The sequence below is a fragment of the Aerococcus viridans genome (assembly GCF_001543285.1).
GTDB lineage: Bacteria > Bacillota > Bacilli > Lactobacillales > Aerococcaceae > Aerococcus > Aerococcus viridans.
Window position 1 is genome coordinate 238,886 of record NZ_CP014164.1, and the last position, 18,303, is coordinate 257,188.

Consider the following 18,303-nt stretch of genomic DNA (forward strand, 5'->3'; position numbering starts at 1 on the left):
AATCATAGTTGAGGTAAAATAAACCATAGTTAAATGAATAAATAGCGGGTAAAGATTCTTAAACAAAATCCTTACCCGCTATTTTTCTCTATTAATCAATATTCATTTTCTAATTGTTTATTTTTTATCCTTCCAGCGGTAAAGATACATGTATTTTAAAATATCGTACAATATATAACCGGAAATTACCGCATGCATAAAGGGGAATGTGTATAGTGAACAAAAACTACCATTAAAACGTAAAACGTTAGAGAAGAGGCGAATGAGAAACCGAAGATGCACAAAAAATCAGTTGCTTTTATGGGCAACTGATTTTTTCTATTTATATATGTAGATTTTAATCGTTTAAGTTCACGATGTCTGCATCTTCTGTATAAATAACGCGTTCGCATAGGTTTGTTGCATAATCACCGATACGTTCGATGTCGTGTAAAATGGCATTAATCGCTGAACCTGTTTGAACAGTTTCAGGTTGATTCTTCATAATCACTAAGATTTGATCGACAAGTTCTCTAAAAGCACTGTCTACTTCGTTATCCATAGCAGCGATTTCTTTAGCGCGTTCAACGTTATGTTGGCTAAAGGCATCAATTGCTTGTCCAAGCATGTTTTTCGCTAACTCACCTACGGCAAAGACATCATCCATAACTGGATCAAATGGTGCTAAGTTTTCAACACGTAAAATACCTTTCGCTACGGATACTGCGTGGTCGGCTACGCGCTCTAGGTCAGAACTTGAAGCAAATACTGACAGAATCATACGTAGGTCTGTACCGATTGGTTGTTGACGAGCGATTATACGCATTACATAAAATTCGATTTCTTTCTCTAGCTTGTTAATCTCAGCATCGCTCTCAATGACAGTTTGTGCGCCATCGTGGTCATTGGTTTTTAATGCTTGGAAAGATCGTTCTAACATAGCCGCCGTACCGAATCCGAGTTTTGCGTGCATACCCTCCAAAGTCTTTAGTTGGTCATCGTAAAATTTTCTTACTGGACGTTCCATCATTATCACTCCTTTGCAATGTACTTTTTCCTTATCAAGGATACAGTTTACCATATTTTGTCGGTCTTGTCATCTAGTAATCTTGTAAAATAGGCAATGTAACCCTTTACAAACCGTTTGTATCATTTACTTATAAAGTATACCACATTTTGTAAAAAACTCTTGCAATAACTAAAGATATATGGTTAAATAGGTTATTGTGTGTAGACACATGTAGTGGGAGGAGGAATCTCAACTCCATTAAACCACAACGCGAAAAACAAGGAGGAATGTTTCGTGGCTAAAAAAGTACAACAAATCGTAAAATTACAAATTGAAGCTGGTAAAGCAAGTCCAGCTCCTCCAGTAGGTCCTGCATTAGGTCAAGCTGGTGTGAACATCATGGGATTCACTAAAGAATTCAACGCGCGTACACAAGATCAAATGGGTATGATTATCCCTGTAGTAATCACTGTATTCGAAGATCGTTCATTTACATTCATTACTAAAACACCACCAGCTGCAGTATTATTGAAAAAAGCTGCTGGCGTTGCTAAAGGTTCTGGCGAACCTAACAAAAATAAAGTCGCTACCGTAACTCGCGACCAAGTTCGTGAAATTGCAGAAACAAAAATGGAAGACTTGAACGCTGCAGATGTAGAAGCTGCTATGCGTATGGTTGAAGGTACTGCACGTTCAATGGGCTTTGTAGTAGAAGGCTAATTGTCACACTGTAATACATGAAACCCGTACGCCACAAATCAATTGCGATTTGTGAGTGGGAGGATTATCCGCTAAAACCACATAGGAGGAATATATATAATGGCTAAACAAACTAAAAACCAAAAAGCTGTTTTCGAAAAAATCGAAAAAAATAAAAAATACGCTTTATCTGAAGCGATTGAATTGTTAAAAGAAGTAGACTACGCTAAATTTGATGGATCAGTTGAAGTTGCATACCGTTTAGGTATCGACACTAAGAAAAATGACCAACAAATCCGTGGTGCTATGGTATTACCTAACGGTACTGGTAAAGACCAAACTGTATTGGTTTTTGCTAAAGGTGAAAAAGCGCAAGAAGCTAAAGACGCTGGTGCTGACTACGTTGGTGATGACGAGTTCATCCAAAAAATCCAAGGTGGCTGGTTCGACTTCGACGTGATCGTTGCGACACCAGACATGATGGGTCAAATTGGTCGTTTAGGTCGTGTATTAGGTCCTAAAGGCTTAATGCCAAACCCTAAAACTGGTACTGTAACACAAGATGTTACTAAAGCAGTTCAAGACATCAAAGCTGGTCAAGTTGCTTACCGTGCTGATAGCGCTGGTAACTTACACTTACCTGTTGGTAAAGTATCATTTACTACAGATGCATTAGCTGAAAACGTAAAAGCTGTTCAAGAAATGGTATTACGTGTGAAACCTGCATCTTCTAAAGGTACATACATCAAGAACTTAGCAATTACATCTACTATGGGTCCTGGTATCCAAGTTGATGTTTCATCAATCTAAGATTAATTAAAAATAATACTTGACCCACTTATACTATTCTGTTAGTATGAGTGAGGTTATTTATATAGCTTACCGAAGACAGTTGGCGGCTTTGCCTTAATTTTGCCAACCGAGGGAGATACGTTGTTCACTACTAGATGGTGAACTTTATCCTCTATGTCTTCAGTGACATAGAGTTTTTTTATTTAAAAAACTCTAATAAAATCAGTGGAGGTGAAATATAAGTGAGTGAACAAGCAATTGCTAAAAAACAACAAGAAGTAAATGAAGTAGTTGAGAAAATGAACGCTGCAAATTCTTTAGTTGTGGTTGACTACTTAGGATTATCAGTAGCAGAAGTGACTGAATTACGTAAACAATTACGTGAAGCAGGTGTTGAGTTTAAAGTTATCAAAAACACAATCATGCGTCGTGCTTTAGATTCTCAAGAGTTAGAATACCATGAAGAAGTTTTCCAAGGCCCTACAGCTGTAGCGTTTGGTATGGAAGACGCAGTTGCCCCAGCTAAGATTCTTTCTGATTTTGCTAAAAAAGCAGAAGCGTTAGAACTTAAAGGTGGTATCTTAGAAGGTAAAGTACTTTCTAAAGAAGAAATTCAACAAATTGCGAAATTGCCAAACCGCGAAGGTCTACTTTCAATGCTATTATCAGTATTGCAAGCTCCTGTCCGCAACGTGGCATACGCTGTCAAAGCTGTTGCAGATGCAAAAGGCGAAGACGCAGCGTAATTTATTACCAATTTAATCATACAAAACAAACTATTTAAAAACGGAGGAATTTTATAATGGCTTTAAACATTGAACAAATCATTGCTGATTTAAAAGAATCAACAATTTTAGAATTAGCTGACTTAGTATCAGCAATCGAAGAAGAATTCGGCGTATCTGCTGCTGCTCCTGTAGCTGCTGCTGGTGCAAGTGCTGGTGAAGCTGCTGAAGAAAAAACTGAATTCGACGTAGAATTAACTTCTGCTGGTTCAGCTAAAATTAAAGTAATCAAAGCTGTACGTGAAGCTACTGGTTTAGGCTTGAAAGAAGCTAAAGCATTAGTAGATGGCGCTCCAGCGATCGTTAAAGAAGCATTACCTGCTGAAGAAGCAGAAGCTTTAAAAGCTGCTATCGAAGAAGCTGGCGGTACTGCAGAAGTAAAATAATCTTTAATAGATTATCTTATGATGTATATGAGGGAAGTTCGGAATTATCCGAGCTTCTCTTTTTTTCACCATTATTATTAGACTGCATCCGATTTTTGGGTGTGGTCTTTTTTTCTTGCTAGAATCAGTGTGCCTGGTTTTCTAGATCAACTAGCTTGGCAAGGGAGCGTCATTTTTCAAGAAATCTCGGTGAATTAGACTAGACGTTTATGTATTTTTAGGTTAAACTAAAAATATAATTAACAAAAGCTAAGGGTGAGCCTAGTGGTTACCCCTTGAATATTGAAGATAGGAGTGAAGAATTCAAATGAAGAAGATTTGGACATTACTGAGTGTAATGGTTGTGGCCCTAATCTTGGGTGCATGCGCGAGTGGCAGAGACTCAGCTAGTGACGGTGGCGATGTTGCAGATGAAAAACCTGTTGTCACAGTATCCACCTCTTTTCTACGGGATATGGTAGAACAATTGGCGGGAGACCGGGTAACCGTTGAAACGATTATTCCAGCGGGTGAAGACCCTCATGGCTACTTAGCACGTCCTCAAGACTTAATGAAAATCCAAGGGGCAGACTTGATTTTATACCACGGTTTACACTTAGAGGCGCAAATGGTTAAAGCCTTGGAAGCGACAGGTTTGGCGGTGACGAAAGATTTCACTGACGAAGATTTAGCGATGGTCGACCAAGACGGGGAAAGCGAAGTAGACCCGCATTTCTGGTTTGATATCACCCTTTACCAAAAAGCGGTGGCTACAGTAGCTGCTGAATTGGTGACTTTAACTGGTGACGAGTCGATCAATGACGCGGCAACGGCTTATATGGAAGAGTTGACTGAACTGGATAATTGGGCGCAAGCAGAAATCGACTCAATTCCAGAAGGTCAACGTTACTTGATTACACCACATGATGCCTTCAACTACTTCTCACAACGTTACGGAATAGAAGTAGTGGCACCACAAGGGATTTCAACACAATCTGAAGCATCTAACGCAGATATTTCAGCTATTGCAAGCTTTATTGTAGAAAACGAAGTGCCAGCGATCTTTGCGGAATCAACAACTGACCCAGCGCGAATGAAGCGTATCCAAGAAGCAGTGAGTGCTGCTGGTGGCGAAGTGACAGTTGTTTCTGGCGAAGGGCAAGAATTGTTCTCGGATTCACTTGCGAGTGAAGGACAAGAGGGCGATACCTATATCGATATGTTTAAACACAATGTGAACCTAATTGTGTCAAATCTCAAATAGGTAAGATTGAATAAGATAAATTTTTATGATGATGTAATGAGAGGATGATAGACAAGATGCCAGCAATAATTAAAGTGGACGACTTGGCCATGTCTTATGACGACCAACTCGTATTAGAGGATATAAACATTGGCATTAAGGCAAATTCGAAGACGGCGATTATCGGGCCAAACGGTGCCGGTAAGTCGACTTTGTTGAATTGTATGCTTGATTTTTTGAAGCCCTTGAAAGGTGAAGTGACCTTCTATGGCAAGGCATACAAGGACTATTACAAGAAAATCGCTTATGTACCCCAATCATCTTCGGTGAATTGGGACTTCCCAACAACGGTTTTAGATGTTGTTTTAATGGGACGGTATGTACATCAAGGATTTTTCAAAAAGGTCAGCCAAGCGGACAAGAGCCGGGCGCTTGCCGCCTTAGCAAGTGTCAATATGACTGACTTCGCTGAGCGGCAAATCGCTCAGCTTTCTGGTGGGCAACGGCAACGGGTTTTCTTAGCCCGAGCCATCTGCCAGGATGCGGACATTTACTTTTTGGATGAACCGATGAAGGGAATTGATATTAAGACGGAGAAACTTTTCGCAGAGATTATTAACCAATTTCAACGCGACGGAAAGACCGTTATTATCGTTCACCACGATTTGGCCACAGTCCGTGAGTACTTTGACCATGTCATCTTATTGAATAAGACAGTCATTGGCCAAGGTCCAGTTGCGGAAACTTTCAATGAAGCCAATATCGCGACGGCATATGATCAAAGGATTGGTGAAATCTATGGCCATATTAACTGATTTCTCTTTTCAAATCGTCTTGCTTGGGACAGTTGTCCTAGCTATGGCATCAGGTGTCGTCGGGACAGTCACTGTGCTTAGAGGACAAAGTCTGATAGGGGACGCGATTGGTCACGCCACTTTTGCGGGAATCGTTATCGCCTTTATGCTTTTTCAATCAAAGAATACCCTGATTTTAACCCTGGGTGCTTTGGTTGCGGGTATGGTGGCCTTCTACTTTATCGAGTTGATCCATAAGCATTCCTTGGTCAGCCTTAATTCGGCCTTGGCTTTAGTCTTGTCTTCTTTCTTTGGATTGGGGATGGCCTTGAAGTCATATATCCAAGGCAATCCACAGTTTGGTGACGCATCACAAGCAGGCCTCCAACACTATATTTTCGGGCAGGCAGCCTTTTTGCTGAAATCAGATGTCTGGTTAATCATCATCGCTTCAGTGATCGCCTTAACGATTTTCATTGCTTGCTACCAACAAATCAAGATTTTTGTCTTCGACCCGAATTACGCGAAAGCAGTCGGAATCCAGACCAACGTATTGAACTGGGTGGTTCTCCTAATGGCTATCGTCATGATTGTTGTCGGGCTAAAGGCAGTCGGTGCCATCCTCATCTCTAACATGTTGATTACGCCAGCGATTACCGGCCTGCAATGGTCAAAACGATTCCCAGTCGTCTTGCTGGTAGCTGCTGTATCGGGCGGGATTTCAGCTGGTATCGGCACCTACTTGTCATCAACCATCTCAAATTTGCCGACTGGACCAACCATTATCGTGGTCATGTCGATCGTCTCGCTATTGTCCATTATTTTTGGGCCAAGAGGTTATGTGGTCGCTTATTTACGGAAGAAACGGTACTTAGCGACCCATCAAGATGACACGTTTGAGACAGAGGAGGTGGCATAATGGGGGCTTTATCAGTTGTAATGATTACAGCCGTTTCCTGCGCCTTGCTTGGGGTATTTTTAGTTTTGAAGAACATGGCCATGGTGGCTGATGCCTTGTCGCATACAGTTTTACTAGGGATTGTCCTTGGTTACTTTATTGCCGGCGACCTAGATTCACCGATCCTATTTGTGGGGGCAGCCCTATTTGGTGTGATGACTGTCTATGCCATTGAATACGTGGTCAACAAGTTTGCCATTCAAAGTGATGCGGCCACTGGCTTGGTCTTTACCTTGCTTTTTGCTCTTGCCATCATCCTGATTTCAAAATACGCACGAAATGTTCACTTAGATGTGGATGTGGTCTTGAGCGGTGAAGTGGTCTTTGCGACCTTAAATACCATGGAAATCTTTGGTATCCAGGTACCGATTGCCTTCGCCCGGATGTTTGCCATGTTGGTGATTAATCTGGCCTTTGTCGCAGTGGCCTACCAACAACTCAAAGTCAGTATTTTTGACCCCGTTTACGCGAAATCAATCGGTGTAGCGGTTGGGTTCTTGAATCTGGTCTTGATGACACTGGTTTCCATCACCACCGTTGTCGCCTTCGATACCGTCGGTGCAATCCTGGTCATCTCCCTAATGGTAGCGCCAGCCTTGAGTGCCCATTTGCTATCAAAACGGCTAAGCATTATGTTGCTGGTGGCCTTATTGTACGGGGCAATCAACAGTATCCTTGGTTACTATGTAGCCCTCCACTTCAACGTGTCCATTTCAGGAACCATCGCCTTCGCGGGCTTTGTGACCTTCTTATTGACACTCTTGTTTGCACCAAATGGTTTAATTGGCAAGCGGTTCAAGCGGGCTAAGGAAGCCTAGATTTTGATTTAAGGAAAGTGAACGTATGTAAGTTAGTGTCTTGTTCAGGCTACATGGTCTGAGTGAGGCGCTTTTTCTTTTTGACAAAAGTATCAAGCAGATTTTACCTACTTGCGCCTAGTCCACACAAACTATAAAATGGGAGAGATAATAATGTGCATTTACAAAAACAATGAAAATAGTAATGATTATAGAACGGAGGGTGTTCATGAAAGAGAGTCATCAGTACTTCGAAAACAATGAAGATCTTGGACACGACTTTAAACAATACGAGACCGTGATTTTCGACCGGTCATTTACCTTCAAGACCGACTCAGGCGTCTTTTCTAGGGATAATTTAGATTTTGGGACCCGGGTCATGCTTGAAGCCTTGGACCTTGACCAACTTGTACCAGGCGACCTGCTTGATTTAGGCGCTGGTTACGGGCCAGTGGGGGTCATTATGGGTACTATGCTGCCTGACAGAGCCATTTACGGAGTAGACATCTCTGAGCGGGCAATTGGTCTGGCTAAGGACAACGCGGCAGCTAACCATGTTGACAACGTCACTTTTCAAGTGTCAAATGCCTATGAAGCCATTGCCAAAAGAGATTTCGGTGTCATTCTGACGAATCCACCAGTCCGTGCGGGTAAGGAAATGGTGCATCATTTTATGAGTGAAGCTATTCACTATCTAAAACCAGGTGGTGAAATTTATGTAGTTTTACAAAAGAAACAAGGGGCACCTTCAGCGATGAAGAAATTAGAAGAAGTCTTTGGTAACGTTGAAGAAATCGAACGCCGTAAAGGCTATTGGATTTTAAAAAGTGTAAAAGAAAGTGAATAGACCATCATGGCGGGCATTGCATCCTTTGGGTGTAGTGCTTTTTTATTTATTCATGAAAGTTTCCAAATAGAACAATTATTGTTCTTTTTAAAGTTTGTGAAATTAAGCCCTTTCATTTTTAGTCTAAAGGGGGTGTGGAAACCAATATAAAATTGTGTATATTCTAAAAAACCTGTCAAATCAACCTTTTTGAGTAGCCTTCTTTGAAAATTTTGCATTTAGATGGTAGGGTAAAATGGTGAGTTACGTTGCGTTTTGTAACAAAGTGTCAAAATAAAGGAGGATTATGATGACTACAGCAGTAAAAATTGAGAATTTAACCAAAATTTATGGATCACGCGCTCAAACTGAGAAAGCGAAAAAACTATTAAATGAAGGAAAGTCTAAAGAAGAAATCGTTCAACAAACAGGTGCCACAGTCGGGGTCGACAACGCCAGTTTAGATATCAAGCAAGGTGAAACATTCGTAATTATGGGATTATCTGGTTCGGGTAAATCAACTATGTTACGTATGATCAACCGTTTAATCGAACCAACAGCGGGTAACATCACAATTTTAGGTGATGACGTGACAGGTGCTAATAAAGATGAATTACGTGAAATCAGACGTAAAAAAGTGAGTATGGTATTCCAAAGCTTCGCTTTATTCCCACATAAAACAATTCTTGAAAATACAGAATTCGGTTTGGAGATTCAAGGTGTCAGCAAAGAAGAACGTCAAAAAGCTGCTGAAAAAGCACTAGAAAACTCTGGTCTATTAACTTTTAAAGACCAATATCCAAACCAATTATCTGGTGGTATGCAACAACGTGTTGGTTTAGCACGGGCCTTAGCAAATGACCCAGAAATCCTATTAATGGATGAAGCCTTCTCAGCGCTTGACCCATTAATCCGTCGTGACATGCAAGATGAGTTAGTTGATTTACAAGAACGTGTAAACAAAACAATCGTCTTCATTACCCATGACTTGGATGAAGCTTTAAGAATCGGTGACCGTATCGCCTTAATGAAAGACGGAGAAGTCGTTCAAGTAGGTACTGGTGAAGAAATCTTAACGAATCCAGCTAACGATTACGTTGAACGGTTTGTTGAAAGTGTTGACCGTTCTAAAGTCCTTACTGCAGAACATGCTATGGAACGTCCAAACTTCTTATTAAATGTTGAGAAGCATGGTGCCAGAATGGCCCTACACCGTATGGAAGAAGAAAACTACAGCTTCCTAATGGTGACAAATAACAAACGTGAATTATTAGGTTACGTTCGTGACACTGATGTTGTCAAAATAATTAAAGGCAATCAAAATAAACAATACTTATCTGTTGAATCTATTATTCGTACAGATCACCCAACAGTTCATCCAGAAACATCTATTAATGATATTTATGATGTGATGGGTAATGCATTTATGCCAATTTCAGTAGTAGATGAGGAAAACCACTTATTAGGAATGGTAAGCTCTAAGATGGTTATCAATAGTCTAGCAAATGACAATGGTGATAATGAAGTTGAAGAGGAGGAAGAATTGAATGTTTAATTTAGCTATGTATCCAATCCCAAAATTGCCAGTGGCAGATTGGGTTGAAGCAGCAACAAACTGGTTAACCGTAACTCTATCAGGACTTTTTGGTGCCATTCAAAATGGCGGTTCAGCCTTTATGAACGGTATTACGAGCTTACTATTATTAATCCCCCCATTTGCCTTTATCTTAATCGTGGCAGTGATTGCTTATTTTGTGAATAAGAAACGATTGTCATTATCTGCCTTTGCTTTGGTCGGTTTAGGCTATATCTTAAACCAAGGTTTATGGTCAGAATTAATGAACACAGTAACATTGGTACTGGTTTCTAGTGTAATCTCAATTATTATCGGTGTACCTTTAGGGATTTGGTCAGCGAAATCCAAAACTGTCCACAATATTTTAAAACCGATCTTAGACTTCATGCAGACAATGCCAGCCTTTGTTTACCTAATTCCAGCCGTTGCCTTCTTCGGTATCGGTATTGTACCTGGTACATTCGCGTCAGTAATTTTCGCCTTACCACCAACAGTACGATTTACTGAGTTAGGTATCAAACAAATTTCTACTGAATTAGTAGAAGCAGCAGACGCCTTTGGTTCAACTGGTAAACAAAAACTATTCAAAGTAGAATTACCTTTAGCTAAATCGACAATTATGGCTGGTGTAAACCAAACAGTTATGCTTGCCTTGTCTATGGTTGTTACAGCTTCAATGATTGGTGCACCAGGTCTAGGTCGCCAAGTACTAACAGCTCTACAACGTGCCTCAGTAGGTTCAGGGTTTGTGTCAGGTCTAGCGATTGTTATCTTAGCAATCTTGATTGACCGCTTAACAAATCGTTTCACAGCTGATAAAAATAGCTAAGTCAACGAAGGGAGAATTTATTTTGAAGAAAAAACTTAAAGGAATCTGGATTGCAGTCATTACAGTCTTGGGACTAATTCTTACTTTCGGAAGTGCGGGTGCCTACAGTTCAAATACTTTTAACCTTCTTTCTGTTGGAAGCAGTGGAAGTAAAGGGAACATCAATCTATCTTACGTAACATGGGATACTGAAATTGCTTCTACAAATGTTATCGCAGAAGTTTTACGTCAAGCTGGCTATACAGTAGAAACTACGCCACTAGATAATGCTATTATGTGGTCATCAGTTGCGTCAGCTGAAGCGGATGCGATGGTGGGTGCTTGGTTACCTAACACACATGCACCGCAATACGAACAATATGGTGATCAGATGGAAGACTTGGGTCCTAACTTAGAGGGCGCGATTACAGGTTTAACCGTACCAACTTATATGGAAGATGTGAACTCAATTGAGGACTTAAGTGACCAAGCGAACCAAACAATTACAGGTATTGAACCTGGTGCTGGTGTTGTAGCGGCTGCAGAAAATGCAGTAGATACATACAGCAACCTAAGTGATTGGACAGTTCAAACATCATCTTCAGGTGCCATGACGACTGAACTAGGGACATCTATTGCGAATGAAGAAGAAATCGTTATTACTGGTTGGTCACCACACTGGATGTTCCAAAAGTATGACTTGAAATATCTAGAAGATACTGAAGGTATCTTCGGAAACGGTGAAACAATCAATACAATGGTTCGCCTAGGATTACAAGATGACATGCCAGAAGCTTATCAAATCTTAGACAACTTCTTCTGGGAAGTTGAGGATATGGAATCTGTAATGGCTGAAATCAATGACGGTGCTGATCCTCAAACTGCAGCACAAGCATGGATTGAAGAAAATCAAGAAACAGTCAATCAATGGTTAGCTATTGAAGAATAATTGAATAAAAGCTTGACAATGCTGTTCGTGATAATTAATGAACAGTAACGTCTCGACGAGCTTATAACAGGAGTGAGGCAATACTAGCCCCTCCTGTTTTTTTTATAAAAAGTAAGTAGTCGAACATTTGTAACTAAGGAAGATTATTTTCGGGAGTGTAAAAATGTTTAAGAAAATGAGTTTATTAGTAGCAACAGTTATAGGGTTATTATTTACCTTTGGCAGTGAAGATTCGTATAAAACGACTGTAGGTTCTGATTCTGGTGGCCAAACAGTGACTCTAGCAACTGTGAATTGGGAGTCTGAAATAGCTTCAACAAATGTCCTGGCACAGGTGCTAAAAGAAGCAGGATTCAACGTACAAATTACAACAGTAGACCCGGCCATCATGTTTAGTCGGGTTGCAGAAGGGCAGTCGGATGCAATGATCGGCGGTTGGGTGCCTACAACGCACCAGGCCTATGCAGAGAAATATGGTGACTCGATGGTTGATTTAGGGGCTAACCTAGAAGGTGCTATTTCAGCATTAACTGTTCCAACATATATGGAAGATATCAATTAGATTACCGACCTCACGGATGAAAATGATTCCACTATTACAGCAATTGAACCAGGGGCAGGTGTTACCAACAGTGCCCAAAATGCTGTTAAGGAGTATGACAATCTGTCCGATTGGGAGGTTTCTGTGAGTTCAACAGGTGCAATGATTGCTGAATTAGAGCAAGCTATCAATAATGAAGAGGATATAGTTGTGGTTGGTTGGAAGCCACATTGGATGTTCATGGATTATGATCTTAAGATGCTTGACGATCCAAAAAATGTCTTTGGTGGCTACGAGGAAATTCATTCATACGCAAGAGAAGGGCTAAAGGAAGATAATCCAGAAGCCTATAAGATTATTGATAACTTCTACTGGGAAGTTGAAGATATGTCTTCTGTTATGGAAGAATTAGCGACAGATGTAGAACCAGAAGAAGCAGCAGATAATTGGATTGAAGCCAATCGTGAAACAGTTGATGGTTGGTTAGAGTAAAAATTAGAGGTGTGACAAAAGTCGCTAATACTCGGCGCGCTGGAGCAAAAGCGGAACAAGCACTGCTAAGTAATTGGCGTATTTTGGGAAGTGTTGGAAGAGTTTGACCTTTGGAACCGGATATCGTGAGCTACATAATAGAAGAAAAAGACAGGCGAGTAGATTAAATGAGAGTCTACCGCCTGTCTTTTATTTGTTATAAAGAATGTTATATATCTGTAATGAAAAAGTGGTTTTCGTTTGGATTAGAAAAGCATTGTGTCTGCGCCGTATGGTTGACCTTGAGCTTCTTGCGCTAAGACATTTAAGAAGTTCCAAGGACGGCTGAATTCTGGTTGGAAGAAGAAATCAGCTTGCGCTAATTGGTCTACAGTCCATTCAGCTTCAATCGCAACAGATACAGCATTAATAGCTTGAAGAATGTCATAAGTTGACATTAATTGAGCACCTAATATACGACCGTTATCTGCATCGTAATGAAGCTTCATTAAAACTTTTTCTTCGTCATGCATAAATGAAGGACGGATTAAGTCTTCTTTGTAAACAGATTTCACATTTCCTTGGTAAGAGTTTGCGTTAGCGTCTTTGATACCAGTAGTAGCGAATTTGTAGTCAAATACGGCAAGACCTGATGTACCGTTTACGCGACCAATTTTAGCGTCTGCATCACCACTTGCGTGACGAGCCATGATGACACCTTGGCGACGAGCGTTAGTTGCTAAAGCAATGTAAGCTTTCTCGTTTGTTGGTGCAAAAGGAATAGCAGTTGCATCACCGGCAGCGTAAACATCTTTAACTGAAGTTTCCATGTGTTCATTGACTTCAACAAAGCCACGACCATCAAGGGCTAACGTGTCTTTCAACCATTGTGTATTTGGACGAACACCAACACTGATAACAACTGTATCGGCTTCGTAAGTTCCTTTATCTGTTACAACAGCAGTTACTTCGTTGTTTTCGTTAACTTTAAATTCTTTCACGCCTTCGCCAGTTTTAATCTTCATACCTTTGTCTTCCATATGTTTTGTTAGAAGATCAGTGAATTCACTGTCAAGATAAGTTGGTAAGATTGAGTCTACGAAGTCAACAACTGTAACATCAATACCAGCTTGTGCATAAGCAACTGCTACTTCGATACCGATGTATCCTGCACCAACAACAACGGCTTTTTTAGCTGATGCCATACGGTTTTTCACTTTATCTGCCCAGTTTCTACCACGTAAGTAGAAGATGTTTTCGTGTTGGTCATCTACATTAGGGATAGTTCCTGGCACGCCACCTGGAGAAAGCAATAGTTTGTCGTAACTTTCTGTAGCTTCCACACCGTCAGTAGTGCGTGTTGTAATTTCTTTTGTGTCTGGGTTGATGGCAATAACGCTTGTGTTCATGCGGATGTCAACACCTTGTTCTTTATAAGATGCTTCATTTGCGTAGTGTAATTCATCCAAAGATTTTGCAATGTCTTCTAGATAGGACTGAATACCACATGATAGGAAAGAAGCGGTTGATCCAGCTTCAAATACAACAATTTCTGCATCTGAGTCTTTTTTCAATAGTGTTTGCACAGCTTCGAAACCTGCATGTGAAGTTCCTACTACAACGTATTTCATTCGTATTACCTCCAAAGGTCAATGTTTATCGTAAATAGAATTTATTTACCCAATTAATTATACACCTCTTTGTGAAAAAAAGGGAGAATTGTCATATATAACAATTTTTCGTTTTTCTAGTCGTAAATGTCTATTAGGACGCGAAAAAATATACTTTATCCACTAAGTAAAATTTTAAGAATTAGTTTGCGTTTGAATCTCTGGGTAATTTGATCTGTTTAATTTTTCAAACAGCATTAATCGTTGACACGGAAGTGGAAATGGTGTATTATAAGTTCTGTATATTATTAATTGGATTGGGACGTGCCGAAATATTGTCCGGACGCGTTTCTAGGCAAAAACAAAAGGTAATGACAGGAAAGTCAAATCATCTTTTGTTATTTTTTTGCCCATTTTTAGGGTAAAAAGGCCTTAATGAGCATTTTCTTATCAAATTCTCATTAAATTCTAACAGTTTAAATTTCGGAGAGGTGGCTTTTAATGACTGGGCATAATGTCAATTTCGGTAAACATCGCGTTCGCCGCAGTTACTCACGTATTAATGAAGTGCTAGAATTGCCAAACTTGATTGAAATCCAAACGGACTCATACAAATGGTTCTTGGATCAAGGGATGAAAGAAATGTTTGAAGACATTTCTCCTATTGAAGATCATGCTGGTAAATTAGCCTTAGAATTTGTTGATTATTCATTTAAAGAAGCTAAATACAACTTAGCAGAAGCACGTGCACATGACACAAACTACTCAGCGCCAATTTATGTTAAATTGCGCTTAATGAATAAAGAAACTGGTGAAATTAAGGATCAAGAAGTATTCTTCGGCGATTTCCCACTAATGACTGATGGTGGTACGTTTATCATCAATGGTGCGGAACGTGTAATCGTTTCTCAATTAGTGCGTTCTCCAGGTGTCTACTTCCACGACAAATTAGATAAAAATGGTCGCCAATCATTTGGTACCACTGTAATCCCTAACCGTGGTGCATGGTTAGAAATGGAAACAGATGCGAAAAACATCTCTTACGTACGTATTGACCGTACACGTAAAGTGCCAATGTCAGTATTGATGCGTGCATTAGGTTTCTCTTCTGATGACCAAATTCGTGAAATCTTCGGAGAAAGCGAAACATTAGAATTAACTTTAGAAAAAGATGTCCACAAAGACTTATCTGATTCTCGTACAGAAGAAGCCTTAAAAGAAATTTACGAACGTCTACGTCCAGGTGAACCAAAAACTGCAGATTCATCTCGTAACTTATTAACTGCTCGTTTCTTTGACCCACGTCGCTATGATTTAGCTGCCGTTGGTCGTTACAAAGTAAACAAAAAGTTAGATATTAAAAACCGCTTATTCAACCAAATCTTGGCTGAAACTTTGGTTGATCCAGAAACTGGTGAAATCTTAGCGGATAAAGGTACTGAACTAAACCGCGAAATCATGGATAAATTAGAGCCATATTTTGACAATGGTTTAAACGTGACAACATTATATCCAAATGATGATGCTGTCCTAACAGAACCTGTTGATGTACAGATCATTAAAATCCAAGCACCTAAAGACGCTGACCGAGTAATCAACGTTATTGGTAACGCGAGCCCAGGTAGAGAAGCTCGTGCCCTAACAATTGCTGACGTGTTAGCTTCATTAAACTACTTCTTAGGATTATATGAAGGTATTGGTAAAACAGACGACATCGACCATTTAGGTAACCGTCGTATTCGTTCAGTTGGTGAATTATTACAAAACCAATTCCGTATCGGGTTATCTCGTATGGAACGTGTTGTACGTGAACGTATGTCTATCCAAGACATTGAAAAAGTAACGCCACAACAATTAATCAACATCCGTCCAGTAGTTGCGTCAATCAAAGAGTTCTTCGGTTCTTCTCAATTGTCTCAATTCATGGACCAAACCAACCCATTAGGTGAGTTGACGCACAAACGTCGTCTATCTGCCTTAGGACCTGGTGGTTTGACTCGTGACCGTGCTGGATATGAAGTTCGTGACGTTCACTACTCTCACTACGGTCGTATGTGTCCAATCGAAACACCTGAGGGACCAAACATTGGTTTGATCAACAACTTGGCGTCATATGCGAAAATCAATGAATTTGGTTTCATTGAAACACCATACCGCCGTGTTGACTGGAACACACATAAAGTAACAGACCGTATCGACTACCTAACAGCTGACGAAGAAGATAATTTCGTTATCGCCCAAGGTAACTCTATCTTGAACGAAGACGGTTCATTCGCAGAAGAAATTGTTATGGCTCGTTACGTTGAAGAAAATATCGAAGTGAAACCTGAACGTGTTGACTACATGGACGTTTCACCTAAACAGGTAGTATCTGTTGCAACAGCGTCAATTCCTTTCTTGGAAAACGATGACTCTAACCGTGCCTTGATGGGTGCTAACATGCAACGTCAAGCTGTGCCATTGTTACAACCACATGCACCACTAGTTGGTACTGGTATGGAACATAAAGCTGCAGCTGACTCCGGTGCAGCAGTCGTTGCCCAATTTGATGGTGTTGTTGAATACGTTGATGCACGTGAAATCCGTGTACGCCGTGAAGATGGTGCTTTAGACAAGTACCCATTAATCAAATACCACCGCTCAAATGCCTCAGCGTCTTACAACCAAACACCTAACGTGACTATTGGTGAATCTGTTACAGCTGGCGAAATCCTAGCGAACGGACCTTCAATGGAAAATGGGGAAATGGCTTTAGGTCAAAACCCATTAATCGCCTTCATGACTTGGGACGGTTATAACTACGAGGATGCGGTTATCATGTCTGAACGTTTAGTGAAAGACGATGTCTATACTTCTATTCATATTGATGAATTAGAATCTGAAGCGCGTGACACTAAATTAGGACCTGAAGAAATCACACGTGAAATTCCTAACGTTGGTGAAGATTCATTACGCAATCTTGATGAACGCGGAATCATCCGTATTGGTGCTGAAGTGAAAGATGGTGACATCTTAGTTGGTAAAGTAACGCCTAAAGGGGTAACTGAATTATCAGCAGAAGAGCACTTATTACACGCTATCTTCGGTGAAAAAGCACGTGAAGTTCGTGATACATCATTACGCGTACCACATGGTGGTGGCGGTATCGTTAACGATGTGAAAGTATTCTACCGTGAAAACGGCGACGAATTATCACCAGGTGTTTCTATGTTAGTCCGTGTTTACATCATCCAAAAACGTAAGATCCAAGTTGGAGATAAGATGGCCGGACGTCATGGTAACAAAGGGGTTGTGTCTCGTATCTTACCTCAAGAAGACATGCCTTACATGCCAGACGGAACACCAGTTGATATCATGTTGAACCCTCTAGGGGTACCTTCTCGTATGAACATCGGGCAAGTATTAGAGTTGCATTTAGGTATGGCTGCACGCGAAATGGGCATCCACATTGCAACACCAGTATTTGACGGTGCCAACGAAGAAGACGTATGGGAAACAATCAAAGAAGCAGGTATGGCAAGCGACGCTAAAACTGTACTTTACGATGGTCGTACAGGTGAACCATTCGACAACCGTGTTTCTGTAGGGGTAATGTACTACTTGAAACTGTCTCACATGGTCGACGACAAATTACATGCGCGTTCAACAGGTCCTTACTCACTTGTTACACAACAACCATTGGGTGGTAAAGCACAATTTGGTGGACAACGTTTCGGTGAGATGGAGGTTTGGGCACTAGAAGCATACGGTGCGGCATATACATTACAAGAAATCTTGACTTACAAGTCAGATGACGTTGTAGGACGTGTACAAACATACGAAGCTATCGTTAAAGGTGAACCAATTCCAAAACCAGGTGTACCTGAGTCATTCCGTGTATTAGTTAAAGAGTTGCAATCATTAGGTCTAGACATTGAAGTATTAGACTCTGATAAGAAAGCAGTAGATTTACGTGACATGGATGAAGTAACACCGGGCTTCCCTAAAAAAGATCAAGAAAACAAAGAAAATGCGGTTGATGCAGATGCAACTGTTGAATCACAAGCAAATGAAATCACTGCACAAAAACAAGTAAACGAATAATTTGGGCAAATTAGATAA

General features: G+C 40.5%; 12 protein-coding genes, 3 pseudogenes and 1 other annotated feature. Of the genes and pseudogenes, 13 read left to right on the plus strand and 2 right to left on the minus strand.

Annotated elements, in window-relative coordinates:
- Positions 1-337: 337 nt before the first annotated feature.
- Positions 338-1,006 carry a phosphate signaling complex protein PhoU gene (gene phoU, locus AWM76_RS01120; protein WP_106427305.1) on the minus strand — a complete coding sequence of 223 codons (669 nt, stop codon included), beginning with the start codon at positions 1,004-1,006 and terminating at the stop codon, positions 338-340.
- 276 nt (positions 1,007-1,282) lie between these two features.
- Here phoU and rplK point away from each other — a divergent pair, with 276 nt between their 5' ends.
- The 12 genes and pseudogenes from rplK to AWM76_RS01185 all read left to right on the plus strand — a co-directional run bounded on the left by rplK (position 1,283) and on the right by AWM76_RS01185 (position 12,613).
- Positions 1,283-1,708 carry a 50S ribosomal protein L11 gene (gene rplK / locus AWM76_RS01125; RefSeq protein ID WP_029315747.1) on the plus strand — a complete coding sequence of 142 codons (426 nt, stop codon included), beginning with the start codon at positions 1,283-1,285 and terminating at the stop codon, positions 1,706-1,708.
- Positions 1,709-1,807: 99 nt separating this feature from the next.
- Positions 1,808-2,497 carry a 50S ribosomal protein L1 gene (gene rplA, locus AWM76_RS01130; protein ID WP_003142595.1) on the plus strand — a complete coding sequence of 230 codons (690 nt, stop codon included), beginning with the start codon at positions 1,808-1,810 and terminating at the stop codon, positions 2,495-2,497.
- Positions 2,498-2,551: 54 nt separating this feature from the next.
- Positions 2,552-2,689, plus strand: a sequence feature (ribosomal protein L10 leader region).
- A gap of 32 nt (positions 2,690-2,721) precedes the next feature.
- Positions 2,722-3,225, plus strand: coding sequence for a 50S ribosomal protein L10 (rplJ, locus tag AWM76_RS01135; protein ID WP_003142597.1), 504 nt, complete (start codon positions 2,722-2,724; stop codon positions 3,223-3,225).
- A 56-nt stretch (positions 3,226-3,281) separates the two neighbouring features.
- Complete coding sequence (rplL, locus tag AWM76_RS01140; protein ID WP_003142599.1) at positions 3,282-3,650, plus strand: 50S ribosomal protein L7/L12; 369 nt, start codon at positions 3,282-3,284, stop codon at positions 3,648-3,650.
- Between the two features lie 307 nt (positions 3,651-3,957).
- Complete coding sequence (locus tag AWM76_RS01145) at positions 3,958-4,893, plus strand: metal ABC transporter substrate-binding protein (RefSeq protein WP_003142601.1); 936 nt, start codon at positions 3,958-3,960, stop codon at positions 4,891-4,893.
- Positions 4,894-4,949: 56 nt separating this feature from the next.
- A complete protein-coding gene (locus AWM76_RS01150; RefSeq protein ID WP_039935644.1) occupies positions 4,950-5,687 on the plus strand; it encodes a metal ABC transporter ATP-binding protein in 738 nt (245 codons plus the stop codon).
- Entirely contained in the window at positions 5,671-6,585 is a 915-nt protein-coding gene (locus AWM76_RS01155; RefSeq protein WP_003142604.1) for a metal ABC transporter permease, read from the plus strand. Before AWM76_RS01150 ends, AWM76_RS01155 begins: the two co-directional genes overlap by 17 nt.
- On the plus strand, positions 6,585-7,442 hold the full coding sequence (locus AWM76_RS01160) for a metal ABC transporter permease (protein ID WP_003142605.1): 858 nt from the start codon (positions 6,585-6,587) through the stop codon (positions 7,440-7,442). Before AWM76_RS01155 ends, AWM76_RS01160 begins: the two co-directional genes overlap by 1 nt.
- 208 nt (positions 7,443-7,650) lie before the next feature.
- Positions 7,651-8,268, plus strand: a complete 618-nt coding sequence (locus AWM76_RS01165) for a class I SAM-dependent methyltransferase (protein ID WP_106427306.1) — start codon at positions 7,651-7,653, stop codon at positions 8,266-8,268.
- 289 nt (positions 8,269-8,557) lie between these two features.
- Positions 8,558-9,802, plus strand: coding sequence for a quaternary amine ABC transporter ATP-binding protein (locus tag AWM76_RS01170; protein WP_016897314.1), 1,245 nt, complete (start codon positions 8,558-8,560; stop codon positions 9,800-9,802).
- Positions 9,795-11,580: pseudogene (locus AWM76_RS11190) on the plus strand (ABC transporter permease/substrate binding protein). The gene AWM76_RS01170 and the pseudogene AWM76_RS11190 overlap by 8 nt, the downstream one beginning before the upstream one ends.
- Before the next feature lie 175 nt (positions 11,581-11,755).
- Positions 11,756-12,613, plus strand: a pseudogene (locus AWM76_RS01185) (glycine betaine ABC transporter substrate-binding protein).
- 245 nt (positions 12,614-12,858) lie between these two features.
- Here the strand turns inward: AWM76_RS01185 and AWM76_RS01190 are convergent.
- Positions 12,859-14,223, minus strand: a complete 1,365-nt coding sequence (locus AWM76_RS01190) for an FAD-dependent oxidoreductase (RefSeq protein ID WP_003142617.1) — start codon at positions 14,221-14,223, stop codon at positions 12,859-12,861.
- Positions 14,224-14,703: 480 nt separating this feature from the next.
- On the opposite strand from AWM76_RS01190, the pseudogene rpoB reads away from it, so the two are divergent.
- Positions 14,704-18,168 (plus strand): annotated as a pseudogene (rpoB, locus tag AWM76_RS01195) (DNA-directed RNA polymerase subunit beta); the annotation flags it as partial.
- Positions 18,169-18,303 lie beyond the last annotated feature (135 nt).